The following is a 24453-nucleotide window of genomic DNA, read 5'->3' on the forward strand; positions in this document are numbered from 1 at the left end:
CGCTAGCCTCGCGGGGTGAAGAAAGGGACCACCTACCGCTGCGGGAGCTGCGGGTACGAAGCGGCCAAGTGGCTCGGCCGCTGTCCGGAGTGCCAGGAATGGGGCTCGTTCGAGGAACGCGGGGTGCCGGCCAGGCCGGCCATCCAGCGCGTCGCGGCCGGGGCGCCCAGCGCACCCGCGCGGCCGATCGGCGAAGTCGACGTCGAAGCCGCGCGAGCCCGCAAGACCGGCGTCTCGGAACTCGACCGGGTGCTGGGCGGCGGCCTGGTGCCGGGCGCGGTGGTGCTGCTCGCGGGTGAGCCGGGCGTCGGCAAGTCGACGCTGCTCCTCGAGGTCGCCTACCAGTGGGCGAAGACGGTCGACCGCTCCTTGTACGTCACGGGCGAGGAGTCCGCGGGCCAGGTCCGGTTGCGCGCCGAGCGCACGGGCAACATCCACGACCGGATGTACCTCGCCGCGGAAAGCGACCTTTCGGCCATCCTCGGGCACATCGACGACGTCAAGCCGGGCGTGCTGATCGTCGACTCGGTGCAGACCATGGCTTCGCCGCAGGTCGAAGGCTCGCCAGGGGGCGTGACGCAGGTCCGGGCGGTGACGTCCGGGCTGGTCGCGGTGGCCAAGGAGCGCGGGCTGCCGGTGGTGCTGGTGGGGCACGTCACGAAAGACGGTTCGGTGGCCGGCCCGCGCGTGCTGGAGCACCTGGTGGACGTGGTGCTGCAGTTCGAGGGCGACAAGCATTCGACGCTGCGGATGCTCCGCGGCATCAAGAACCGCTTCGGCGCCTCCGACGAGATCGGCTGCTTCGAGCTGCAGGAAGAAGGCATCGTCGGCGTCCCGGACCCGTCGGGGCTGTTCCTCAGCCACACGGCGGAGCCGGTCGCGGGCACGGCGATCACGGTGTCCATGGAGGGCAAGCGGCCGCTGCTGGGCGAGGTCCAGGCGCTGGTGTCGTCGACGTCGGCACCCCAGCCGCGGCGCGCGGTCAGCGGCCTCGATTCGGCGCGGGTGGCGATGGTCCTCGCGGTGCTGGAGAAGCGCGGCGGGCTGAAGCTGGGCGACAAGGACGTCTACACGGCCACGGTCGGCGGCATGAAGATCACCGAGCCGGGCATCGACCTGGCGGTGGTGCTGGCGCTGACGTCTTCGTTCGGCGACGTCGCTTTGTCGCCACGGCTGGTGTCGGTGGGCGAAGTCGGGCTGGCGGGGGAGATCCGCCGGGTGCCGAGCGTGACCCGGCGGCTCGCGGAGGCGGCGCGGCTGGGCTTCACGCACGCCTTGGTGCCGCCGGATTCGGGGAAGCCGCCGGCGGGGATCCGGGTGCTGGAGGTGGCGAACGTCGCGGACGCGTTGAACGCGGCCAGCCACGCTCGCTGACCCCGGGCTCCGGCGGCCGCCGGGGTTCAACCGGACGTGCGGGTGATCGCGTAGGAGTACACGGTCTCCGGTGCGCCCTGGAACTGCGGCGGGATCGGTGGGGGCAGGCTCGTCGTGGCCATCGGCGGTGGCACCGCCGAGTTCGGGGTGCTCTCGATCGTGCTCGACGACGGCCCACCGTGGTTCGGCGGCAGCTCGGACGTGCTCAGCGGGATCCCGCTCGGCCGGGTGGTCGTCGTCTGCGGGGTGCCCGGGGGGAAGTCCCAGGCCAGCAGCTGCGCCGTCGCCGGGTCGAGGTACAGGTGCTGGCTCGTGTCCTTCGTTTCGAACACCGTGGCCGGGCGGCCGTCCGGGGTGTGGCCCGGCTTCGCGAAGACCCCGCTGACGTCGGTGAGCGCGTCGCGCAGGGCGAAGCGGACGTCCTTGCCGGCCAGGCCCAGTTCCAGCACCATCCGCACCATCGTGAGCGACTCCGTCGGGGTGTGGGCCCGGCCGTCGTCGGTGGAGTCGATCGTGTCGGACTTCAGGCGCTTGGCCAGCGTGGTCCGGTCGGGGACCAGCGAAGCGACCAGTGCCGCGTCGGGGCTCAACCAGTTCCGGAACGGCGTTTTCCAGTTCGGGCTGGTCGTCCCGTCCGGGCGCGGCTCGCCCGGGAACCGGCCGCCCAGGCCGTACTCGTCGGTGGGAGCCTGGTCGATCCGCGCCGCTTCGCCGTCGCGTAGGTCCTTCACCGCGCCCGTCCACATCGTGCGCCGGTGCCAGATCCCCTTCGGGTCCGCCGGGATCCACAGCTCCACCTTGCGCTGGGCGTGGAAGTGCTGCCCGTTCGCCGTTTCCGGTATCCAGCTGAGCTTCTGCGCGTAGCGGAATTCGCCCGGCTCCAGCGGGCGGTCCAGGTCGGTGAGGGTCGCCGCCGGGCGGGCCGGCTCCGGGTCCGACGGCCGCAGCGACGTCACCACCGCCAGGCCGCCCACCAGTGTGACGACCGCCGCGGCCACGGCGAGCCAGCGCCAGGTGCCGGTGCGCCGCGGCGCCGGGGCCTCGGGCGTGCCGGCCGCCGCCATCAGGGACGCGCGCGCGAAGGCCAGCCCGTCCTCGGCGTCGGCGTCGCCGTGCAGGTCGGACAGGGCCGCGTCGAGTTCGGCTTCGGACCAGATCTTCCGGACGTTGTCTTCACGCAAGGTCCTGCACCTCCTCTTCGATCGGGGCGTTCGTCCTGAGCCAGCGTCTGATCCGGTGCAATCGGGAGCGGACCGTACCCGGCGGGATGCCGAGGGCCTCGGCCACCTCCGCCGGTTCCAGCCCGGCCCACGACACGAGCAGCAGCGTGTCGCGGTCGGCCGGGCTCAGCCGGGCCAGCGCCGCGGCCAGCCGCGCCGCCCGGACCTGGGCGTCGACGCGCTCGGCGACGCGGCCGTCGTGGCCCGCGTGGCTCGTTTCGCCGGTGCGGGCCAGCCGCGCCGTGGCCTGCAGCCCGCGCAGCTCGGACCGCACGTGGTGGCGGAGCAGGTTGGTCGCGATGCCGTAGAGCCACGACCGGGCCGTGCCCAGCTCCGGCCGGTAGGTCTCGCGGCGGCGCAACGCCACCAGGAAGGTCTCGGCGACGAGGTCGTTGGCCGGTTCGGGCCCGACCCGGCGGGCGAGGTAGCGGCGCAGCTGCGGGGCGTGGGCGTCGAAGAGCCGCCCGAACGCCGGCCCGGGCTCGGGTCCGCCCAGGTCCGGGCGGTCGTGCCCCCAGAGCTCCGATCCCTCGTGGATCACCTGCATGCCCCCAGTTGCCCGCAGCGCGCGCGAGCGTTCACGGGCGAACCTACCTTCGTCGTGATCCGTTCGGGGTGGGTGAGGGACAAGCGCCCGAGTGGTCGGGATCATCCATTCGTGAGGCGTTGACCTACTGACGCCCTAACTGGGGAAGGATCGTCATGCGCAGATTCCGCCTGGGGTTCGTCACGCTCGTCGCCGCCATGGGGCTCGTCTCGCTGCCCGCGGTCGCCGACGCCAGCACCGAAGCCGTGCTGAACATCCAGTACCAGGTCCAGGAGACCGGCTACTGGTGCGGCCCGGCCGCCACCCGGATCGCGCTGTCCGCGCGCACCGGCAACCTGCCGAGCCAGGCGACGCTCGCCGCCCAGCTCGGCACGACCACCAACGGCACGGACTGGGTCGGCCAGGTCACCGGCGTGCTCAACGCCGACCTCGGCACGAGCTGGTACGAGACGAAGGAGATGCCGAACGACCCGCCGACGCAGGCCCAGCGCGACCTGCTGTGGCGGGACATCGTGCTCGACATAAACAACGGCTACCCGATCGTCGCGAACATCGTCGCGCCCGCGAACAACCACCCGCCGGGCTACCCGAACTACACGATCTACCACTACTTCACCGTGATCGGCTACGACAGCTCCGACATGACGGTCAAGATCGCCGACCCGGCGAGCTTCGGCGGGAACCAGATCTACTGGCTGAGCTTCGACCAGCTCGCGACGCTGATCCCGCCGAAGGGCTACGCCGCCTAGATCCCCAGCAGGCCCCAGTAGACGGCCCAGGGGACGAACAAGACGCCGCCGGCGAGGGGTACGCCGAGCCGTGGGGTCCGGTGCCGCCGCCACGCCACCGCCGTGCCGATGGCGGCGGCCACCGCGCCCAGTGAAAGCAGCTGCAACGCCAGCCACGCCAGTGGGCGGCCGGCGACGACCGGGCCCAGTCCCTTGCCCATGGTGACCTGGATCAGGACGTCCACGACCAGGAAGCCGAGCACGGCGAGCAGCCCGGTCGCCGACAGCCACCGCGCCGAGTTCGCCGCCGGACCCCGCCGGACGAGCGGGTACCAGGCGAACGCGCCGAGCAGGAGCACCAGCACCGCGAGCTGGAGCCAGGTCGGCTCGTACCAGTTCAACGGCGTCACCTGGACGCTCGGCCGGTCCTGCGCGGGCGGCGCGTCGGCGCTCGACGTCGACGGCGGGTGGTTGACCCACGTGCCCACCAGCTCCAGGTAGCCCGGTGCGTAACCGGGCAGCTTGTCGAAGCCGTCGGTCGTGCGCCGCAGCTGGTGCTGGGCGTCCGGGAACACCCGCAGCGTGTACCGGCCCAGGGACACCTGGAAGATCCGGACGGCTTCACCCGGCGGCGTCAGGACGTCCTTCGCGCCCCACAACCCGAGCACCGGCTGGCGCAGGCTCTTCAGCACGGCCACCGGGTCGTGGTGCGCTTCCGGGAACACGCCGCCGCCGGCGAGCTGGCGCATCATCGTCGAAGCCGCCATCCGCACGATCGAGCCGTCCATTCCCAGGCGCCGCAACTGGTTCTCGATCGCCCACGCCTGCTGCCTCGACGGCTCGACGCCGTTCGCCCCCAGTGTCACGACGAACGCGACGTCCGCCGACCGCGAGGCGGCGAGCGGTGCCACCCAGCCCCCTTCGCTCAGCCCCCAGACGCCGACTCGCGCCGGATCGACGTCCGGCCGCCTGCGCAACGCCTCGACGGCGGCGAGCGCGTCGTCCGCCAGCGTCGAGTACGAGCGTTCGAACTGGGAATAGCCTTCGGTGCGCTTGTCGTAGATGAGCGTCGCGATCCCCTGTCGCGCAAAGGCTTCCGCCTGCTCGCGGTAGTCCTCCCGGCTGTGCGCCCCCGAGCCGTGGACCATCACCAGTCCCGGCAGCTTCGACCCGCCGGGTGGTGCGACGACGGTGCCGTGCAAGGTCACCCCGCCGTTTCGAAAGTCACGTCCGCGCCTTCCGCGGCCGAAGCCGGTGGTGCCGCGGCCGTGACGGCCAGGATCACCCCGGCCAGTAGTAGAGCCCCTCTTCGCATGCGAGATCCCCTGTCATGGTCATTCCCCTGGTTCCGGGAACGCGAGCAGGCGCACGAGCACGCGCCGCGCTTCCGGTGACCGGTCGTCCTCGCTTCGCCGGTACCGGCGGAACAGCTCCATGTAGTCGTTCCAGAACCGCTGCAGTTCCTCGGCGGTGAGCCAGGTGCCGCCGCGGGCGTAGAACAGCGCGTCCGGCCAGTCGCCGGGCAGCTCTTCGCGCTTTTCCGCGAACCGGTTCAGCTTCTCGAGGTCTTCCTCGAACCCCTGGCGCTGCATGTCGTCGAACAGCACCCGGGATTCGGCGCTCTGCTCGCTGCGGCGCGGCCAGCGGATGTCCCGCGGCCGCGTCCGCCACCACCGTTCCTTGCCCCGCGCGAGCTCCGGGGCGTCCTCGACGAACCCGAACCGGGCCAGTTCCCGCAGGTGGTAGCTGGTCGCGCCGGTGTTCTCGCCCAAGGCTTTGGCGAGTTTCGTGGCGGTCGCCGGGCCCGCCGACAACACGCTGAGGATCCGGCGGCGCAGCGGGTGCGTGACGGCCTTGAGGGCGTCCGGGTCGAGCTCTTCCGGTGGTGGAGCGCTGGTCATGGCTCCACGGTAGCCGTGCAAAGGAAATTGTGCAAAGAAATCTCTGCAAATCGGCGCAGACGGGTGCCCCGTCCGAGTGTCTACTGTGGACTCACCAGATGGGGTGGTCGCTGAACTTCCTGAGCGTCTGCACGCTCGGCCGCACGTAGAACATGCCCGCCAGGAAACCCACGGTCGCGAAGGCCAGCGTCGAGAACGTCGTGAGCAGGTCCGGCGCCTGGAACTCCGGGGAGTCCGGCCACACCCGGAACACGATCGGCACCGCGAAGGACCCGAGGATCAGCACCAGCGTCAGCGCGTAGGTGAACAGCAGCGCGTGGCGGGCCGACGCCGCGCTCGCGACGACCAGGTAGTCACCCCGCAGGCACCGCCGGGACGAGAGCACCAGCACCGCGATCGCCAGCACGCCCAGCGGGGGCAGCACCGCCGCGGCCTTGCCGAGCAGCGTGGCCGGGAACGCGTGGCCGTGGACGATGCCCTGCAGGAACGTCGTGAGCCCGAACAGCAGGACCATCCCGCCGATCATCGAGGACCCGACGACCACCGACCCCCAGCGCACCCGGTCGGCGAACCGGGGCGGCAGCGGCACGAAGTCGACCTGCCCGAACGTCCCCTGCACCCAGCTCACCTCCGAATGCCGTGAAGGCCACCATAAGGAACTTGTGCTTCCTCAAGGTGGCCTTCACGGAGATTCGGACCGAAAGGGCTAACTCGCCGCCAGCAAGTTGGCGCACCGGATGAGCCCGATGTGGGAATAGGCCTGCGGGTGGTTGCCGAGGGACCGTTCCGCGATCGGGTCGTACTGCTCCGGCAGCAGGCCCGTCGGGCCGGCCGCCGCCACGATCTGGTCGAACAGCTCCTGCGCCTCGGTGCGCCGCCCGGTGAGCAGGTACGCCTCGATCAGCCACGCCGCGCAGATGTGGAAGCCGCCCTCGCCGCCCGGCAGGCCGTCGTCGCGGCGGTAACGGTACACAGTGGACCCACTGCGCAGCTCCGCCTCGATCGCGGTCACCGTGTGCTGGAAGCGCTCGTCGGCCGGGTCGATCAGCCCGGTCAGGCCGACGAACAGCGACGCCGCGTCCAGGTCCGTGCCGTCGTAGGCCGTGGTGAACGCCTGGACCTCGTCGTTCCAGCCGTGCTCGAGGACGTCGTTCTTGATCTCGTCGCGCAGCGTGGGCCACGCGCCCGGCACGCCGCGGCCGTACTGCTCGCCCAGCTTCACCGCGCGGTCGATCGTCACCCAGCACATGACCCGCGAGTAGACCCGGTGGCGCGGCACGTGCCGCTCCTCCCAGATCCCGTGGTCCGGCTCGTTCCAGCGCCGCGTGACGGCTTCCGCCATCGCGCGGACCATCTGCCAGTCCTCGTCGCGCAGGTCACCGCGCGCCGCGGCCAGGGTGCCGACCAGCTCGACGACCGGGCCGAAGACGTCCAGCTGGACCTGGTGGTTCGCCAGGTTTCCGACGCGGACCGGGCGCGAACCGGCGTACCCGGGCAGCGACTCGATCACCGCTTCGGCGCCGATCACGCTGCCCGCCAAGGTGTAGAGCGGGTGCAGCCGCTCCGGGCCGGCCAGCGTCGCGAGCACGCCGTGCAGCCAGCGCAGGTAGCCCTCGGCCTCGTCGATCGAGCCCAGGTGCACGAGCTCCCGCACGGTCATCGCGGCGTCGCGGATCCAGCAGTAGCGGTAGTCCCAGTTGCGGACGCCGCCGATCTCCTCCGGCAGCGACGACGTCGCCGCGGCGAGCACCCCGCCGGTGTCGGTGTTGACCAGGCCGCGCAGCGTCAGCGCCGAGCGCAGCACCAGGTCGGTCTGCACCTTCGGCAGCTGCAGCTTCGACGTCCACTCGCTCCAGTAGCGGCCGGCGCGGTCGCGTCGCTCCACTTCGGACAGTTCGTGCGGGCCGAGGTCCGTGGTGCCGCAGCGCAGCTCCAGCACGACCGGCTGGGTCGGCGTCGGCTGCACCAGCGCGGTCGCGGTGTCGTGCAGGCCGTCGGAGGTGATGGTCCACTCGACGCCCGGCGAATAGAGCACGAACGGCTCCGACGTGCCGAGCACGCGCACGCCGCCGTCGGTGATCTCCAGCTTCACCGGCACGCCGCCGAACTCGGGGCGCGGCGCGAACTTGACGCTCGCCACCGCCTCGCCCGAGATCACCCGGACCAGGTCCGTGCGGTGCTGCGGGCTCTCCGGCTCGAGGTAGTCGGTGACGAGCAGGCGCGACCAGCGCGTCTCGACCGTCATCGTGTTCGGCAGGTAGCGCTGGCCGAGCGGGAGGCCGTTGCGGTGCGGCTTGATGGAGAAGTGGCCGGCCCCCTCGCCGCCGAGCAGGTCGGCGAACACGGCGGGCGCGTCCGGCCCCGGGTGGCACAGCCAGGTCAGCTTCGCGTCCGGCGTGAGCAGCGCGACCGACCGCTCGTTGGCCAGCATCGACAGCCGCTCGATCGGCGGCGCGGACTCGCCGTACAGCCAGTTGCGGCGCTCTTCCAGCATGAACGCCAGCACCAGGGCGACGTCCACGGTGTCCGGCACGCGGTAGCCGGCCAGGGTCTCCCCGTCGCCGACCTTGATGCCCAGGTCCGGGCCGGAGAGGCGGGCGAAGGCCTTCTCGTCGGTGACGTCGTCGCCGAGGAAGATCGCCGCGGTGGCTCCGACCTGGTGGCGCAGGATGTCCAGCGCGCGGCCCTTGTCCGTCTGGACGACCGCGAGCTCGACGACCTCCTTGCCGTCGGTGGTCGACACGCCTTCCCACTTCGACGGTCCGGAGTGGACGGCGGCCAGCACGCGGCGCCCGGCCTCGTGCTCGGCGCGGCGCACGTGCACCGCGATGCTCGCCGGCTTGACCTCCAGCGACACCCCCGGCACGTCCAGCACCAGCTGTTCGAGCTCGGCTTCGAGCCGCCGGTGCAGCTCACGCGCCTTGTCGTCGAGGGCGTGGATGAAGCCGATGTCGAACTCCGAGCCGTGGCTGCCGACGAGGTTCACCTCGGACGGCAGCCGCGACAGCGTGGCGAGGTCGCGCAGCGCGCGGCCGGAGATGACCGCGGTGGTGGTCTCGTGCAGACCGGCGAGCGATCTGAGGGCACCGACGGACTCGGGCAGCGGGCGTGCCTCGTCCGGGTTGAGGGTGATGGGTGCCAGCGTGCCGTCGTAGTCGCACGCGACCAGCAGTCGCGGGGTACGCGCGATCTGGACGATCGCGCGCCGCAACTCGGCGGGCAGGGCCTCGGCAGTCAACACTCCTCCTCAGGAGCTCGTGCATGGTCGTTCGGGTCAGTCGACCGCTTCGGCACCCAGAGCCTGTAGGAAAGAGCGCGCCCAACGATCGACATCGTGCGTGAGGACCTGGCGACGCATGGCGCGCATCCGGCGACGGCCCTCAGCCGGGTCGAGCGTAATGGCAGCCACTAGCGCGTCCTTCACCCCGTCCAGGTCGTGGGGGTTCACGAGGAATGCGCTAGAGAGCTCGGCGGCCGCGCCGGCGAACTCGGACAGCACCAGCGCGCCGCCCAGGTCGTGCCGAGCGGCGACGTACTCCTTGCACACCAGGTTCATGCCGTCACGCAACGGAGTCACGACCATGACGTCCGCGGCGGAGAAGAACGCCGCCAGCTCCGTCCGGTCCACGGACTGGTGCAAGTAGTGCACGACCGGGTGGCCCACGCGGGCGAACTCGCCGTTGATCCGGCCGACCATCTGCTCGATCTCGCCGCGCATCCGCTGGTAGTGCTCGACGCGCTCGCGGCTCGGGGTGGCGAGCTGGACGAACGTGACGTCGTCCGGCTGCAGCCTGCCTTCGTGCAGCAGCTCGTGCAGCGCCTGCAGCCGCAGGTCGATGCCCTTGGTGTAGTCGAGCCGGTCGACGCCGAGGATGACCGTCTTGGGGTTGCCGAGGTCGCGCCGCAGCTGCGCGGCCCGCTCCTGGACGCCCTTCGTGCGGGCGAGGGTGTCGAGCCCGGCGGCGTCGATAGAGATCGGGAACGCGCCCACCCGGACGGTCCGGTCGCCGACCTGCATGGTGCCCGGCCGCGACCGCACGCCGACCGCGCCGCGCGTCGACTCGAGGCCGATCAGCTGACGGCACAGCCACAGGAAGTTCTGCGCGCCGCCGGGGCGGTGGAAGCCGACGAGGTCCGCGCCGGTCAGGCCGCGGATGATCGCCGCGCGCCACGGCATCTGCATGAACAGCTCGACCGGCGGGAACGGGATGTGCAGGAAGAAGCCGATGCGCAGGTCCGGTCTCAACTCGCGCAGCATCGCCGGCACCAGCTGCAGCTGGTAGTCCTGGATCCACACGGTCGCGCCCGGCGCGGCGACCTCGGCGCTGGCCTTCGCGAACCGCTGGTTCACCTTGACGTAGCTGTTCCACCACACGCGGTCGAACACCGGGCGCTCCACGACGTCGTGGTAGAGCGGCCAGAGGGTCGCGTTGGAGAAACCTTCGTAGTAGTCGCGGACTTCGTCGGCGCTCAACGACACCGGGTGGAGCACGAGCCCGTCGTCGTCGAACTCGTCGACGTCGACGTCCGGTACGCCCGGCCAGCCCACCCAGGCGCCCTTGCGCGAACGCAGGAACGGCTCCAGCGCGGAGACGAGCCCGCCCGGGCTGGCCGTCCAGCGGCGTTCGCCGTCCGTCGTCCGTTCCAGGTCCACCGGTAGCCGGTTCGCCACCACGACGAAATCGGCTTGGTTCCCGTGCTCCTTCGGTTCACCCACGTCGACTGCTCCTCGCGTTCTGGGTCGCGGCCCCAGAGTGAAACCCTATCGCGTGAGCGATGAACAGCCGGTGACCGCGGCGTTACTCCAAGCTTCGTTCGGTCGGTTCGAGCGGACCAGCCATGCGTGGTCCGGCGAACCGCCGCTCGAGCCTGCCCAGGCCGGTGCGCACCGGCTGGGCGAGCCATTCCCCGAGTACCACGCCCGCTGCCAGCGCAAGCCCGATTGCGACGGCCGTCATGAGCATCGAGATGTTGCCGCCCGGCTCGACCCCGATCTGGTACAGACCACGGTAGGTCGAGAGGCCGGGAAGCAGCGGAGTGATCCCGGACACGGCGACCACCAGTGGAGTAACGCCGAGTCGCCGCGCGAGCACGCCACCGCAGAACCCGACCAGCGTGGCGGCGATCGCGGACGAGCTCACGCCGTCCAGCCGCGCCACCATGAGCGAGCCGTAGACGGCGGCGCCGATGGCCCCGGCGGCCGCCGCGACCAGCATCGCGCGCATCTTGGAGTAGCTCGCGAGCGCGAAGCAGGCGGCCGCGCCGGCGCCGCCGAGGACGACCATCGGCAGCTGCAGCGCCGTCGACGTCGGCAGCTCGGGCAGCGGCGTGCGCGGCAGGCCGAGCATGACGGCGATGCGCAGGGCCAGCACGACCCCGGTGATCAGGCCGGCCGACATCAGCACGGTTTCCATCGTGCGGCCGGCGGCGGTGACGTTGTAGCCGGTGATGGCGTCCTGCACCGCCGAGACGGTGGACAGCCCGGACAGCAGCACGGTGACCGCGGCCGCGACGACGAGCGTCGGTTTGTCGGTGGTCAGCACGCCGGTGCTGAGGATGATCATCGCCGACAAGGTCGCGAACAGGCCGCCGATCACCTGCTGGAAGAAGAACGGCAGCCCGTAGCGGTTCACGAACCGCCCGATCCGGTCGATGACCCCGCTGATGACGAACGCGACGAGCGCGATGTCGGGCCCGCCGCCGAGCAGCAGCGTCACGAACGCGGCGACGCCACCCCAGGCCAGCGTCGCGGTCCAGCGCGGGTAGGGGTGCGGCGCCGAGGTGATCCGCTCGAGCTCGGTCTGCGCCTGCTCGGCCCCGATGTGCCCGCGCACGATCTTCCGCACGAGCTTCTCGGTCTCGGTCAGCCGCGTGTAGTCGAGGCTCCGGCTCCGCACGACGCGCAGCGCGGTGACGGGCGAGAGGTCGGTCCCGCGGTGGCAGGTGACGGTGATCGACGTGAAGATGACGTCGACCTCGCAGTGCGGCAGCCCGAGCGCCCCGGCGATGGCGAGGATGGTCGCGGTGACGTCGGACGCGCCGGCCCCGCTCGCCATCTGCACCTCCCCGATCCGCAGGGAGAGGTCGAGCACGAAGTTGACGGTGGTCTCGTCGGGCAGCTGCGGCCCCATGGCCTCTTCGGCCTCGACGGCGGGCAGCTCCCCGGTGGGCGCCTCGAGCACGTGCCACGGCCGGTGCTTGAGCAGGTTCGGCCGGTGGACCTTCGCCCGCTGTTCCGCCCGTTGTTCCGGCGGTTCGAGCAGGGGCCATCTGGCCGCCCTGCCCCCGTTGGTGCGCTCGTTGATCTTCATGATCCATCCACCTCCTCGCTCTGCTCCTCCCGGACCATCGACCCCGGTGTGGTGATCGTTGCAGTGGCGTTGACCACGTTCCTCCATAGTGGCCTGGAGCAGGGGATCGTGCCTCTCGGACGGATCTTGCGGACGGGCCGATACACTGGGTGCGGCGCCGCGGCGCCAGGCCGCTATAGCTCAGCTGGTAGAGCATCTGTCTTGTAAACAGAAGGTCAGGGGTTCGAGCCCCCTTGGCGGCTCCGATGTAGCGCTTTCGCCTGCCCGGTTTTCCGCGGCTAACCCCCGGAGAGCAACCGGGACTTCAGCTGCTCGAACTCGACGGGGGTGATCAACCCCCGCTCGAGCAAGCTGGAAGCGTCCTTGAGCTGGTTGATGATGGACGCGGCGCTCGGATCCGGCTCCGCTCGCTCGCCGGAGGCGGCCGGGTTGAGGACTTCGTTGATCCTGCCGAGCACCGCCGACAGGTCGATGCGAAGCCGGCCGGGTTCCGTCCGGGTGTTCAGGAAGAAGAGCTCCGAATCGGTGGTGCGCACGGAGATCTCTCCGGGGCCGGTGATTTGGAAGTTCGTGAACGTGCGGTAGGGGAAGCTGCTCAACGTCCTGAGGCTGCCGACGTTGAGGATCGTCAAGCTGTCATCCGTGAACCGCAGGTCGTAGGCCGAGTTTTCGTTCAGCTGCACGTGCGGCGAGTGGCCACCCAGGTAGATCGAACCGCCCAGTAGCTTTCGTGTCTTCTGGTCGATTTCCAAGCGGCGTTGAAGGTCGTCCGAGTGGAGCTTGAACCTGGTCGAGTTTCGCAGGACGGTGCTTCGGCACCTCTCGAACTCTTGCCGGTCCATGCCCGCGAGGGTTTCCCAGGCCTTGGCCCACCCCTGCTCGCTGACCGGGAAGTAGTCCGAAACGATCGTCTCGAAACCGAGCTTCGAGCGCCGGCCGACCACCAGGCCGGGGCCGCCCTTTTTCGGTGGTCGATCCCTGAAGAAGACGAAGTACTTGCCTTCTGTGCTGCTGTAGTTCAGGAATTGGATCAATTCCGCGATGTCCACGGCCGGGTAAGGGGGAATGGGGCTCGTCGTAACTGTGATCGCCTCCTTCGTCCGGAACTGGGTCGCAAACGGAGGTGGTCGGTGTTACGAGGTGGGCGTGGGCACTCCGCCGAACGGCCGCTACCCCTCCTCCCCGAACCGGCATAGAGTCCCGCCAGGTCCGTTCTGGGGGTCCTTGGGGGAAAACATGGCCGTGTCACGTCCGCTCGCGCTCGTCGTCGCCCTCGTGGCCGCGCTCGTTCCGGGGGTCATCGGAGTCAGCGGGGCCGCCGCGGCCGTCACGTCGCCCGCCTCCTCCTTCACCGCCGTGCAGCCGACGCGGTTCCTCGACACCGTTCGCGGCGTCGGGATCCCGGTCGGGCCGGTCGGCGCGAAGACCACCGTGACCGGCAGTGCCGCCTCGCTCGCGCCCGTCAACACCACCGCCGTCGTCGTCAACCTCTGGGTCGAGGGCCCGACCGCCGACACCGCTGTCACCGCCTTCACGCACGGGCAGGCGCGGCCGGCGCTGCCGAGCCTGCAGGTGCAGGCGGGCAAGCGGCGGTCCAACCAGGTCACCGTGCAGGTCGGGGCCGATCGGACCGTCGACTTCTACAACGAGGCCGGGTCCGCCCACCTCATCGCCAGCATCGTCGGCTACTACACGACCGACGCCGGCTCGCGGTACACGCCGGTCAGTCCCTCGCGGCTGCTGATCGACTGGCTCGGCAACGGCACCACGACGAAGCTGAGCCTGGCCGACGAGGTGCCCGCGACCGCCACCGCCGTGACGTTCGCCTTGACGCTGACCAACCCGTCCGCCGCCACCTACGCCACGGTCTTCCCGCACAGCACGCCGCGGCCGACCATGGCCAACGTCGCCGCCTACCCCGGTGGGCAGGGCACGAACCTGGTCACCGTCAAGATCGGCGCGGACCGGTCGATCGACTTCTACAACCTGGCCGGCCAGGTGGAGTCCTACGCCGACCTCGTCGGCTTCTACGCCACCGACTACGGCGCCTACTTCACCCCGGTCGCCCCGGAGCGGGTGCTGGACACCCGCAGCGGGCTCGGGACGGGGGACGGCAAGCCCAGGAAGATCGGTGCGAACAGCGACATCGCGTACCGGCTGCAGCCGTCGATCCCCTCGAACGCGCTCGCCGTCGCCCTGAACGTGACCGGCTACTCGGCCACCGCGACCACCGCCGTCACGGCGTGGGACAGCGGGAAGAGCAGCCAGCCCGACCCGGGCCTGTCCCTCGCGCCCGGGCAGACCGTCTCGGTGGCAGCCGCGCCCGTCGTGTCCGGAGTCGGCCCGGCGGTCAACGCCTCCTACGACGTCGACCGCTCGGTCTACGTCCACAACCGCGCCGGCACGGTGGACGTCACGGCCGACCTGTCCGGCTACTTCACCCTGCCGCTCGCCGACTGCTTCAACCAGTGCGTCTCGACGTGGGGCAGCTACTCGTGGCACCAGGGCACCGGGTACATCGGGACGCCGAAGACGATGGCCGGGCTGAGCGACGTCGTCGCCGTCGCCGGCTCGATCTCCCACGGGTACGCGCTGCGCATCGACGGGACCGTCCGGAGCTGGGGCCACAACTGGACCGGTGAACTGGGCAACGGCTGGTTCGGCGGGGCCTCCCGCGCGCCGGTCCCGGTCGTCGGGCTCACCTCGGTCACGGCCATCGCCGCCGGCGACGCCGAAGGGTTCGCCCGGCGCTCCGACGGCACCGTCTGGCAGTGGGGGCAGACCGTCGACGCGCCCGTGCAGGTCGCCGGCCTCACCGGCGTCACGGCCATCGCCGCCGCCCGCGACACCGCGTACGCGCTGAAGTCCGACGGCACCGTTTGGGCCTGGGGCAGCAACACCCGCGGTGAGCTGGGCACCGGCTCCACCGCGGCGAGTTCCGCCACGCCGGTGCGCGTTTCCGGCCTGAGCGGCGTCCGGACCATCAGCAGCGGCGACGGCTACAGCGCCTACGCCGTCAAGACCGACGGCACCGTGTGGGCGTGGGGCGACAACACCCACAACGAGCTCGGCACCGGCGTCGCGTGCACGACGTCGAGCTGCCTGTCCCGCACTCCGGTGCCGGTGTCCGGCCTGACCGGGGTCACCGACGTGACCGGCAACTGGTCGGGTGCGTACGCGCTGCGCAGCGACGGCACCGTCGTCGCCTGGGGCGCCAACGACCGCGGCCGGCTCGGCAACGGCGTCAGCTGCGAATTCACCGACACCAGCCCGAGCTGCACGTCGGCGGTGCCGGTCCCGGTGCGCGACCTCACCGGCGTCAAGGCGATCGGGAGCTTCGGTGGCGGCGGGTACGCCGTCAAGACCGACGGGACCGTCTGGGGCTGGGGCGACAACCACGATCTCGAACTGGGGCAGGGCGTCACCGCGTACCCGTGGTGGGCCACGGTCCCGGTGCAGGTGCCCGGGCTCGGCCACGTCAAGGCCGTCGCCGGCGGCCTGGCTCTGGGAGAGTGACCCCATGACGTCGACGCACACGCTGGAAACGCCCGGGGCCGACATCGTCTACGACGTCCACGGCTCGGGCGGACGGCCGCTGCTCATGGTCGGGCAGCCGATGGCCGCCGACGGCTTCGGCTCGCTGGCCTCGTACTTCCCCGACCGCACGGTGGTCACCTACGACCCGCGCGGGATCGGCCGCAGCGTCCGCAAGGACGGCCGCGTCGAGCACGTGCCCGACGTCCAGGCCGGTGACCTCCACGCCGTGATCCAGGCGCTCGGCGCCGGGCCGGTCGACGTGTTCGGCAGCAGCGGGGGTGCGGTCGCCGCGCTCGCGCTGGTGACGGCGCACCCGGACGACGTCGGCACGCTCGTCGCCCACGAGCCGCCGCTGACCGGGATGCTGCCCGACGCGGCCGCGGCCGAGCGGGCCGGGCAGCTGATGCGGGACGCGTACCGGGACGGCGGTTTCGGCGCGGGGATGGCGGCGTTCATGGTGCTGGCGTCGTGGAAGGGCGAGTTCACCGACGACTACTTCGCGCTCCCGCCGGCGGACCCCGCCCAGTTCGGCATGCCCGCCGAGGACGACGGCCGCCGCGACGACCCGCTGCTGTCCGACCGTTCCCTGGCGGTGACGGCTTACCGGCCGGACGTCGACGCGCTGACGGCGGCGCCGACCCGGATCGTCATCGGCGTCGGGGAAGAGTCCATCGAGGAGATGACCGGGCGCGCCGCACTCGCGACGGCCGCGGCGCTGGGCCGGGAAGCGATCGTCTTTCCCAGTCACCACGGCGGTTTCCTGGGCGGCGAACACGGTTACGCGGGGAAGCCCGAGGCGTTCGCGGCGAAGCTGAGCGAGGTGCTGGCGGGCTAGGCCCTGTCCTCAAAGCGGTGGGTGATCTGCTTTGATCCTCGGTCGTGGTGCGCAGGCATGAGCTGACTGATGAGCAGTGGCAGGTCATCCAGCTGTTGCTGCCTGTTTCAGGTGCGAAGGGGCGTCCGCGGGTGGATGACCGGCGGGTGAACAACGGGATGTTGTTCAAGGCCAAAACCGGGGTGGCGTGGCGGGATCTGCCGGAGCGCTATGGGCCGTGGAAGACGGTCCACAACCGGTTCTGGCGCTGGTCACGCACCGGCACCCTATCCGCGCTGGTGGCGAAGGTGCAGGTGCTCGCCGAGGCGATCGACGAACTCGACCGGGAAGTGTCGGTCGATTCCAGCATCGTGCGGGCGCATCAGCACGCCGCGGGCGCCCGCCGCACGACCGCATCTCACACAGGGGGTCAGCGGATCCTGCGGCGGGCACAGCGAGCCAGGTGATCATGCCATCGGCCGGTCCCGCGGCGGACTCACCACCAAGAGCCACCTGGCCTGCGACGGCCACGGACGACCGCTGTCGGTGGTGCTGACCGGCGGCAACGTCAACGACTGCACCCAGTTCACCGCAGTTATGGCGGGTGTCGAGTTCCGTCGGCCGGGGCCGGGGCCGGGCCGTCCGGCGACCCGGCCGAGCCGGGTGTTGGCGGATAAGGGCTACCCCAGCCGGGCCATCCGTTCCTACCTGCGCTGACGGCACATCCCAGCGACGTTCCCCGAACGCCGGGACCAGCAAGCCAACCGGCTACGCCGGGGCCGGGCCGGTGGTCGTCCACCGGCCTTCGACCGTGTCGCCTACAAACGCCGAAACGTTGTCGAGCGCTGCTTCGACCGCCTCAAGCAGTTCCGCGCCATCGCCATCCGCTTCGACAAGACCGCCACCTGCTATCGGAGCATGATCGACCTGGCCACCCTGCTCCTTTGGCTTTGAGGACAGGCCCTAGGCCCCGAGGTGCTCGACCAGCTTCGCGAGCTGGTCGGCGTACCGCCGCACGAATTCGGGGGACGCCGGGTCCGTCCCGGTCAGCCCCTCGGCCACGTGCGGCAGGGTCACCGGGGCCATCGCGGCCGACATCAGCAGGATGGTGAGGCACTCGGGGTCGATCCACTCCGGCAGGCTGCCCGCCTCCTTCAGCGCGGAGATCCGTTCGACCGTCCCGAGCAGACGCCGGGTGCGGGGTTCGTGGTCGGGATCCGACTCGGCGCCTTCGTACTCCAGCCCGGACCACGCCACCAGCCGCATGCCGTCGCGGCCGGTCGTGCCCTCGAGCGCGTGACGCCGGACCTGCTCCGCCAAGGGCATGTCCGGCGAGACCAGCTCGCCTTGCCGCTTGGTCCACTGCTCGGACAGCTCGCGGTACAGGCCTTCCTTGCCGTCGAAGTAGTACGAGATCAGCTGCTGGTTCACCCCGGCGCGCGTCGCGATCGCCGCGATCCGCGCGCCCGCGTAGCCCTTCGCCGCGAACTCCGCGCCCGCCGCCTCGAGGATCAGGCGGCGGGTGCGTTCCGGATCCCGTTGCCGCTCCTGGGGCTTCGGCGAACGGCGCGGCTTCGAGGCGGTCACGCCGCGACTATACGTCAACCGGCTGCTTGACTCTGTTCGCCGAAAGGATGAGGGCGAGGACCAGCACGCCGGCGCTGACCGCGAGCGCGCCCGCCGTCGCCGACGCCGATCCGCCGTCGAGCCGGGCGAAGAACACCGTGCCGGACAACGCGATCCCGGTCGCCGTGCCGAGCTGGACGGTGGTGTTGACGACGCCGGACGCCGCGCCCGCTCGTCCGGGCGGGACTTCCGCCATCGACGCGGCGAACAGCGCGTTGAGCACCGCGCCCATTCCGAGCCCGACGGCGATCACCGGCAGCAGCAGGGCCCAGCCGGGCAACGCGGGATCCGTTACCAGGAAGGCGATCGCGACGAGCCCGGCCAGCAGCACCCCCACGGCACCCGCGGTGAAGGCCCGGCCGAGGCGGGGCGCCAGGCGCATCGCGAGGACGTTGCCCGCGACGATGCCGAGCGTCGACGGCGCGAACGTCAACGCCGCTTCCCACGGCGAAAACCCGAGTCCCAGCTGCAGGTGCAGGGTCAGGACGAAGAACACGCCGGTCGCCGTGGTGACGCAGAACAGCACCGCTTGCCCGCCGGCGAGGTGCCGCAGCAGGTCGGGCGGGACCAGCGGTTCGCCGCCGCGGCGGAACTGGAACCGCTGGTGCAGCGCGAAAACCCCGAACAGCGGGACGGCCGCCACGAGCAGCGCGACCGTCCACATCGGCCAGCCGAGCTCGCGGCCCTGCACCAGCGGGTAGAACAAGGCGCACAAGGCCGCGGTCAGCAGCGCGAGGCCCACCGGGTCCATGCGGTGCCGCCGGAAGCCCGGCCGGTCCGCCATCGTGCCCAGCGCGCCGAGCAGCGCGAGGACGCCGATGGGCACGTTCACCAGGAAGATCGCCCGCCAGCCGGTGCCGAACAGGTCCGCTTCGGTCAGCGCGCCGCCCAGCAGCGGCCCGGCGAGCCCGCCGAGCGGGAACGCCGCCGCGTACCAGGTCATCGCCTTCGGCCGCTCCCGCTCGTCGAATTCCGCGTGGACGAACGACAGGACCTGCGGCACCATCAGCCCGGAGCCGACGCCCTGCACCACCCGCGCGGCGATCAGCACACCGGCGTGCCCGGCGAGGCCCGCGACCAGCGAGGCGGCGGTGAACACGAGCATGCCGCCCACGAACACCTTCTTCGTCCCGTGCCGGTCGCCGAGCCGTCCGCCGGTGATCAGCGTGAGCGCGAACCCGAGCGCGTAACCGGCCGAAATCCACTGCAGCGCGGCCTCGCCGGTGCCGAGCTCGCGCCGGATCGTCGGCAGGGCGACCGCCACGATCTGGTTGTCGATCATGTCCACCAGGACGGCGAGCACGGCGACCGCCAGTGCCCACCACCTGAGTGCGTGCTTGTCCACGTCGTCCCCCGTCCGTCTCGGTGGTACCGATAATCAGGTAGAAGTACGACTGTGTCAACCATCTGTTTGATTAGTGACGAGAGTGGTGAAGCGGCTGATCGGGCGGGTGCGTGCCATGATCGGGCATGGCCACCCTTCGCGACGCCCGCGAGCCGGAGCTCAACAGCGGGATCCTGCCCGGGAACGTGCGCGCCGACGACTGGATCATGCTCATCCTCGCCGCCGGGTCGGTCGGGTTGCTGGGGTTCATGGTGCTGAGCCCGCCGGCGCGGGACGCCGGGCTGGTGATCTTCTACGTCGACTGCGGGATCTGCGGGGTGTTCCTCCTCGAATTCCTGTGGCGGTGGCGGAAACGCCGGTGGGCCAAGAAGTTCCTGGTGCGCAACTGGTACGAGCTGTTCGCGATGATCCCGGTCGCGCACCCCGCGATGGTCGCGCACAAGTTCGTCACCGTCGTGCTGCTGCTGATCCGGATCGGACGGGCCGCGGACCGGGCCGTCGGGGAGCAGTTCACCTACCGGCTCGTCGACAAGCTGTCCGAGCCGATCGTGAAGGCCATCAAGAAACCCGTGACCATCGCGGTGCTCGACGAGGTCGTCAAGGTGCTGGAAACCGGGAACTACCCGGAAAACCTCGCCAAGTCGCTCGGCGCCAACAAGGAGGAGCTGCGCGCGATCATCACCGAGAAGATCGCCGCCGACCCGCAGCTCGGGAAGCTCAAGCGGCTGCCGTTCCACGACGAGATCGTGCGCGCGTGCGTCGACACCTCGTTCCGCGTGCTGCTCGAAGTCCTGCTCGACCCGCGGATCGACGACTTCTTCTCCGCCGTCGTGCGCGACAACCGCGAGCAGATCCGCCAAGCCGTGCAGCTCGGGCTCAACGACCTGGACGACGCCGAGAAGGAGCAGTCCCTGCCCGTGCGCACCCAGCACACGGCCGCGCTCGAATACGACCGCCTGCACCCGAAGTCACGGCCGTAGCCGCACGTACTCCCCGAGCCGGGCGGCCGCGTCGAGCATGGCCAGGCCCCGCTGCGTGAGCTTTTCCCGCCAGCCGGCCAAAGCGCGGGCCAGCGAGTCGGTGCCGCCGGCCGTGCGGACCTGCTCGACCACCGTCGCGATGTGCGCCAGCGGATAGCCGCCGCGGCGCAGGAGGTGGGCCAGTTCGGCGTCGCGGACGTCGGCCGCCCCGAAAACGCGGTAGCCGGTGGCGCGGTTCCGGACCGGGACGAGGATGCCCGCGCGCTCCCACGCCCGAACGGTCGCCGCGGTCACGCCGAGCCGGTGCGCCAGCTCGCCGATGGACCACCCGGTTCCGGCCGGCAGGTCATGGGGGTGCCCCTCCGGCACCAGGTGGTCGACCGCCTGCCGGACCGCGGCGAGGGTTTCGCGGTCGCGCGACAGCAGCGCGTGGCCGCGGTCGACGAGCGTCAGGGCCCGGTCGAGGTCGTCGTCGTGGACGGCGTGCATGATCCCGCCCGCCGTCGCGTGCCCGTACGCCCGGACCAGCGCCAGGAACGCCCGCAGCGCGGCCGCGTGCACCTCCGTGTAAACCCGGTAGCCGCTCTCGGTGCGCGACGCGGGCGGGAGAAAACCGTCCCGCTCGTAGTTGCGGACCGCCTGCGTGGAAAGGCCGTGCTCGCGGGCCAGGTCAGCAGGTCTCAACCGGGTGTTCAAGGATACGATTCAACCACATGGACATCACCGACTGCACGGCCGGCTTGCTCGCGATCGGCGAGCCGACCCACTTCGAACCGGCCTTCGCGCGGATCCGCAACGAGCTCTTCGCGCGGCTCGCCGAGCACGGGTTCCGGTCCATCGTGCTGGAGACCGACCGCGTCGCCGCGCTCGACGGCGGGTTCTCCCACGGCTTCGGTGAGCTGGACGCCAACCAGCAGCTGCTCGCCTGGCTGCGCGAGTACAACGAGACCGCCGACGAGCCGCTGACCTGCCACGGCTTCGACGCCCCGACGGAGATGTTCAGCGCGCCCAGCCCACGCACCTACCTGGAGCACGCCCGCGACTACCTCGGCCTGGACGTCGACATCGCGACCCTGACCGGCGACGACGAACGGTGGAGCCGCGCCGAAGCGATCCTCGACCCGGCCGCGTCACCGGGTGCGACGCCCGAGGCCCGCGAGCTGCGCGTCATCGCGGACGACCTCCTCACGGCCCTCGACGCCCGCGTCGAAACGGCTTCGCGCCGCGCGAGGATCCACGCCGCCGCCGGGCTCGACCTGCTGCGCTACCACGCGGCGTCGGCTCGACCGGGCGACCGGGAGACGAGGATCGCGCGGCTCGCGGGCGCCCGCGCGGTGATCATGGCCCGGAACCTCCTGGACATCCACGCCTCGGAGCCCGGCCGGACCCTGGTGTTCGCGCACAACAGCCACCTGGGGTCCGGCGCGGGCGAGATCGTCGCGTCGCGGCTCGGCGGCCGGTACGCGTTCGTCGCCGGCAGCCTCGGCCACAGCGAGGCCCTCGGTCTCGGCGAGCCGGCCGCGGACACCTACGAAGGCGTGCTGCAACGCGGCACCGACACCTGGCGGCTGACCGCCGAGATCCCGGCCGGGCGCACCCGCGACGACGCCGACCGGCGCTACGCGCCGCTCACCCGGGAACTGCTCGAGCGGGCCGACGCCGTGCTGCACGTCGCCTGAACGCACGGCGGCCCCGCACCCGGGCCGGGATGCGGGGCCGCCGATCACCCGTGCCTACGGGTAGTTCACCACGTTGACCGGCACCGTGCCCGAAGGCGTGACGCCGCCCGCGTCGTTGATCACGTGCGTGATCGTGCCGCGGTAGTTGAGCGAAACCGTCAGCAGGTCGTGGAACCGCACGCCGCTGGTGTTCGGCACCTCGAACGCGTGGTAGCTGGACACCGCCGGGTTCGTGTCGAAGAAGCAGTAACTCCCGAGACCCCAGGCCTCGTGGGAAGTCACGTTCGCCCCGACCTTGTACGCGGCGTACCCGGCGACCCCCGAAGGCGCGTTCCACGACGCCTGGTTCGGGACGTCGTAGGGCATCTCGTTCTGGAAGAAGATCGTCTTCCCGCCCTGGCCGTTCCAGATCACCTGGTACTTCTGGTAGTGCTCGACGAACAGGCCGGTGGCCAGCACGTTCGCGCCGTTCACCACGAGCCCCGTGTCGGCCGTGTTCGTGTTCCAGCCGTACGTGCCCGCGTTGCCGTGGTCGGCGCGCCACGCCCAGATGTGGTCGATGATCGTGTTGGCGCTGTTGACGATCAGGCTGTTCGTCGCCTTGCCGGCGATCGCGCCGCCGATCCGGAAGAACACGTCCTGGACCGTCGTCGGGTTCGAAGCGTGCGACGCCGACGAGCCGGACTGCCCGACCGTGAGCAGCGCCTGCGAGTTCGTCGTGCCCGCGTCGAAGAGCAGGCCCTTGAGCCGCACGCCGTCCACATCGGACACCTGCATCGCGTTGACGCCGTTGTCGGGCACCAGCGTCGGGTAGCCGATGCCGAGGATGGTCGTGTTCGCCTTGGTCACGTTGAGCGTCTGGTTGAGGTGGTAGACGCCCGGCGTGAAGAACAGGTTGCAGCCCGCGGCGAGCGCGTTGTTGATCGACGAGGCCGTGTCACCGGACTTGACGACGTAGAACTGGCTCATCGGCGCCGAAGTGCCGGGCGTGCTGCCGTTCGCCCAGCTCGGGCCGGAAGCGTTGGTGCGCAGGGAAGGCAGGAACACGCGGTACTTGCCGCTGCCGTCGACGTAGAGGTAGGGCACGTCCCGCGAGACCGGGGTCGTGGCCAGCGTGGTCTCCGGCGGGTTCGGGAACGTGTTCGCCGGCGCGCCGCTGGTGCCGGAGAAGACCATGTTCCAGACGCCGCCGGCCCAGCTGCCGAGCTGCGAGTCGCGGGTGTACCACTGCTGCTGCGAAACCGACGCGGCCTGGCCGGCCACCTTGGTGTCGGCGATGTAGCCGCCGCTGGCGAAACCGTAGCTCGCCGGGTACAGCTGCAGCCCGCCGCGGACGTCCATCCGGCGGAACGGCGCGGCCTGCGCGACGGCCCAGCGTTCCTGGCCACCGGACGGGTTGACCGCCATGTTCTCCGCCGAGCGCCAGAAGTTCTGCAGCGCGACGCCGTTGTCGGAGGCGTTGAAGGCGTCGACGGTGACGTCGCCGTTGATCAGGACGTCACCCGGGTTCTGGCCGAGGCCGGCCACCGAGGTGTAGAACCCGACGTTGTCGTGCACGCCCGAGTACGTGCCGGGCTTGAAGAGGTGGGCGACGCGCCGGTCCGCCATCTGCGCGGTCAGCGTGTCCTTCTGGTTGTTGAAGTCGGTGTCGAGCTGCGCCTGGATCGTCGCCGCGGACATGCCCGGGTCGAAGATCCGCACGTTCGGCCCGAAGTTCGGGGTGTCGGACTGCGTGGGGCAGCCGGCCTGGGTGCCGATCGTGTAGGTCGCGCTCGACACCGGGGACGTCGTCGAGCCGGACTTGAGCGCGATCGCGTTGACCGTGCGGGAGTTCGGGACGCTGATCGGTCCGCTGTAGAGCGTCGAGGACGCGGTCGGCGTCGAACCGTCCACCGTGTACCGGATGGTCGCGCCGGCGGTGGCGCTGCTGATCGTCACCGTCTGGGCGGCCGAGTACGTGCCGCCGGGCGGGCTGAACGTCGGCGCCGCGACCGTCGTCGAGCTGCCGCCGACGGTGTAGGAGAAGTGCGGGGTGTCGTACTGCGGCCCGCTCTTCTCGTAGGTGAACCAGTAGTCGAGCGTGTTCCCGGTGCTCAGCCCGCTGACGGTGGTCCGCCAGGTGCCGGAGCCGTTGACCATCCGCACGTTCTGCTGGCCGACGCCCGGGACGCCGGTGTAGTGCACGTCCACGTACACCGCGGGGGTCGTCGGGGTGAAGTTGAGCTGCAGCTGCGTCGAACTCAACTGGGTGACGCTCTGGGTGTAGTCGTCGGCCGCGAAGGCGGCGGGGGCGCTGAGCCCGGCCGCCACCAGCAGTGCCGAGGCGACGAGCGCGAGCCTCGGGCCGCGTCGTCGAAGCTTGTCCAAGGTCCGGTTCACGCCGTGACACCT

General features: G+C 71.0%; 19 protein-coding genes, 1 tRNA gene and 1 pseudogene. 8 read left to right on the forward strand and 13 right to left on the reverse strand.

The annotated features are described in order from the left end of the window. Positions 1–15 precede the first annotated feature (15 nt). Positions 16–1374, forward strand: coding sequence for a DNA repair protein RadA (radA, locus tag MUY14_RS40290; protein ID WP_247017567.1), 1359 nt, complete (start codon positions 16–18; stop codon positions 1372–1374). A gap of 26 nt (positions 1375–1400) precedes the next feature. On the opposite strand, the gene MUY14_RS40295 is transcribed toward radA, so the two are convergent. Together MUY14_RS40295 and MUY14_RS40300 are read right to left on the reverse strand one after the other, a co-directional pair. Beyond that, positions 1401–2555 carry a hypothetical protein gene (locus tag MUY14_RS40295; protein ID WP_247017569.1) on the reverse strand — a complete coding sequence of 385 codons (1155 nt, stop codon included), beginning with the start codon at positions 2553–2555 and terminating at the stop codon, positions 1401–1403. Next, entirely contained in the window at positions 2548–3141 is a 594-nt protein-coding gene (locus MUY14_RS40300) for an RNA polymerase sigma factor (RefSeq protein ID WP_247017571.1), read from the reverse strand. The genes MUY14_RS40295 and MUY14_RS40300 overlap by 8 nt, the downstream gene beginning before the upstream one ends. 155 nt (positions 3142–3296) lie before the next feature. On the opposite strand from MUY14_RS40300, the gene MUY14_RS40305 reads away from it, so the two are divergent. Then, the gene (locus tag MUY14_RS40305) at positions 3297–3890 is read left to right on the forward strand and encodes a C39 family peptidase (RefSeq protein WP_247017573.1); all 594 of its coding nucleotides are present in this window, start codon (positions 3297–3299) and stop codon (positions 3888–3890) included. Here the strand turns inward: MUY14_RS40305 and MUY14_RS40310 are convergent. From MUY14_RS40310 to MUY14_RS40335, 6 genes are all read right to left on the reverse strand, one after another. Beyond that, the gene (locus tag MUY14_RS40310; RefSeq protein WP_247017575.1) at positions 3887–5077 is read right to left on the reverse strand and encodes a S9 family peptidase; all 1191 of its coding nucleotides are present in this window, start codon (positions 5075–5077) and stop codon (positions 3887–3889) included. The genes MUY14_RS40305 and MUY14_RS40310 overlap by 4 nt on opposite strands. 126 nt (positions 5078–5203) lie before the next feature. Further along, a complete protein-coding gene (locus MUY14_RS40315; protein WP_247017577.1) occupies positions 5204–5770 on the reverse strand; it encodes a helix-turn-helix transcriptional regulator in 567 nt (188 codons plus the stop codon). A 91-nt stretch (positions 5771–5861) separates the two neighbouring features. After that, a complete protein-coding gene (locus MUY14_RS40320) occupies positions 5862–6389 on the reverse strand; it encodes a hypothetical protein (RefSeq protein WP_247017579.1) in 528 nt (175 codons plus the stop codon). Between the two features lie 87 nt (positions 6390–6476). Continuing rightward, complete coding sequence (otsB, locus tag MUY14_RS40325) at positions 6477–9008, reverse strand: trehalose-phosphatase (RefSeq protein WP_247017581.1); 2532 nt, start codon at positions 9006–9008, stop codon at positions 6477–6479. 36 nt (positions 9009–9044) lie between these two features. Beyond that, complete coding sequence (locus tag MUY14_RS40330) at positions 9045–10487, reverse strand: trehalose-6-phosphate synthase (protein ID WP_247017583.1); 1443 nt, start codon at positions 10485–10487, stop codon at positions 9045–9047. A gap of 82 nt (positions 10488–10569) precedes the next feature. After that, a complete protein-coding gene (locus MUY14_RS40335; protein ID WP_247017585.1) occupies positions 10570–12081 on the reverse strand; it encodes a threonine/serine exporter ThrE family protein in 1512 nt (503 codons plus the stop codon). A gap of 169 nt (positions 12082–12250) precedes the next feature. Here MUY14_RS40335 and MUY14_RS40340 point away from each other — a divergent pair. Further along, positions 12251–12323 (forward strand) — tRNA-Thr (locus tag MUY14_RS40340). Between the two features lie 36 nt (positions 12324–12359). Here MUY14_RS40340 and MUY14_RS40345 read toward each other — a convergent pair. Further along, positions 12360–13130 (reverse strand): SHOCT domain-containing protein, encoded by a 771-nt coding sequence (locus tag MUY14_RS40345; RefSeq protein WP_247017587.1) that lies wholly within the window; start codon positions 13128–13130, stop codon positions 12360–12362. Positions 13131–13317: 187 nt separating this feature from the next. Here MUY14_RS40345 and MUY14_RS40350 point away from each other — a divergent pair, with 187 nt between their 5' ends. The 3 genes and pseudogenes from MUY14_RS40350 to MUY14_RS40360 all read left to right on the forward strand — a co-directional run bounded on the left by MUY14_RS40350 (position 13318) and on the right by MUY14_RS40360 (position 17386). After that, positions 13318–15597: a hypothetical protein gene (locus MUY14_RS40350; RefSeq protein WP_247017589.1), complete on the forward strand. Its 2280-nt coding sequence runs from the start codon at positions 13318–13320 to the stop codon at positions 15595–15597. Positions 15598–15601: 4 nt separating this feature from the next. After that, entirely contained in the window at positions 15602–16453 is an 852-nt protein-coding gene (locus MUY14_RS40355) for an alpha/beta fold hydrolase (protein ID WP_247017591.1), read from the forward strand. A gap of 44 nt (positions 16454–16497) precedes the next feature. Beyond that, a pseudogene (locus tag MUY14_RS40360) lies at positions 16498–17386 on the forward strand (IS5 family transposase). A gap of 9 nt (positions 17387–17395) precedes the next feature. Here the strand turns inward: MUY14_RS40360 and MUY14_RS40365 are convergent. Together MUY14_RS40365 and MUY14_RS40370 are read right to left on the reverse strand one after the other, a co-directional pair. Further along, positions 17396–18019, reverse strand: coding sequence for a TetR/AcrR family transcriptional regulator (locus MUY14_RS40365; protein WP_247017593.1), 624 nt, complete (start codon positions 18017–18019; stop codon positions 17396–17398). Positions 18020–18026: 7 nt separating this feature from the next. Further along, a complete protein-coding gene (locus tag MUY14_RS40370) occupies positions 18027–19403 on the reverse strand; it encodes an MFS transporter (protein WP_247017595.1) in 1377 nt (458 codons plus the stop codon). 125 nt (positions 19404–19528) lie between these two features. On the opposite strand from MUY14_RS40370, the gene MUY14_RS40375 reads away from it, so the two are divergent. Further along, complete coding sequence (locus MUY14_RS40375; RefSeq protein WP_247017598.1) at positions 19529–20383, forward strand: ion transporter; 855 nt, start codon at positions 19529–19531, stop codon at positions 20381–20383. Here the strand turns inward: MUY14_RS40375 and MUY14_RS40380 are convergent. Then, positions 20372–21079, reverse strand: a complete 708-nt coding sequence (locus MUY14_RS40380; RefSeq protein WP_247017600.1) for a TioE family transcriptional regulator — start codon at positions 21077–21079, stop codon at positions 20372–20374. The two genes, MUY14_RS40375 and MUY14_RS40380, sit on opposite strands and share 12 nt — an antisense overlap. 17 nt (positions 21080–21096) lie before the next feature. Between MUY14_RS40380 and MUY14_RS40385 the strand changes: the two genes are divergently transcribed. Then, positions 21097–22062, forward strand: coding sequence for an erythromycin esterase family protein (locus tag MUY14_RS40385; RefSeq protein WP_247017601.1), 966 nt, complete (start codon positions 21097–21099; stop codon positions 22060–22062). A 54-nt stretch (positions 22063–22116) separates the two neighbouring features. Here the strand turns inward: MUY14_RS40385 and MUY14_RS40390 are convergent, their stop codons facing one another. Continuing rightward, entirely contained in the window at positions 22117–24441 is a 2325-nt protein-coding gene (locus MUY14_RS40390; RefSeq protein ID WP_247017603.1) for a chitobiase/beta-hexosaminidase C-terminal domain-containing protein, read from the reverse strand. Positions 24442–24453: the final 12 nt, after the last annotated feature.

Origin of the sequence: Amycolatopsis sp. FBCC-B4732 (genome assembly GCF_023008405.1) — a bacterium.
Classification (GTDB): Bacteria; Actinomycetota; Actinomycetes; order Mycobacteriales; family Pseudonocardiaceae; genus Amycolatopsis; species Amycolatopsis pretoriensis_A.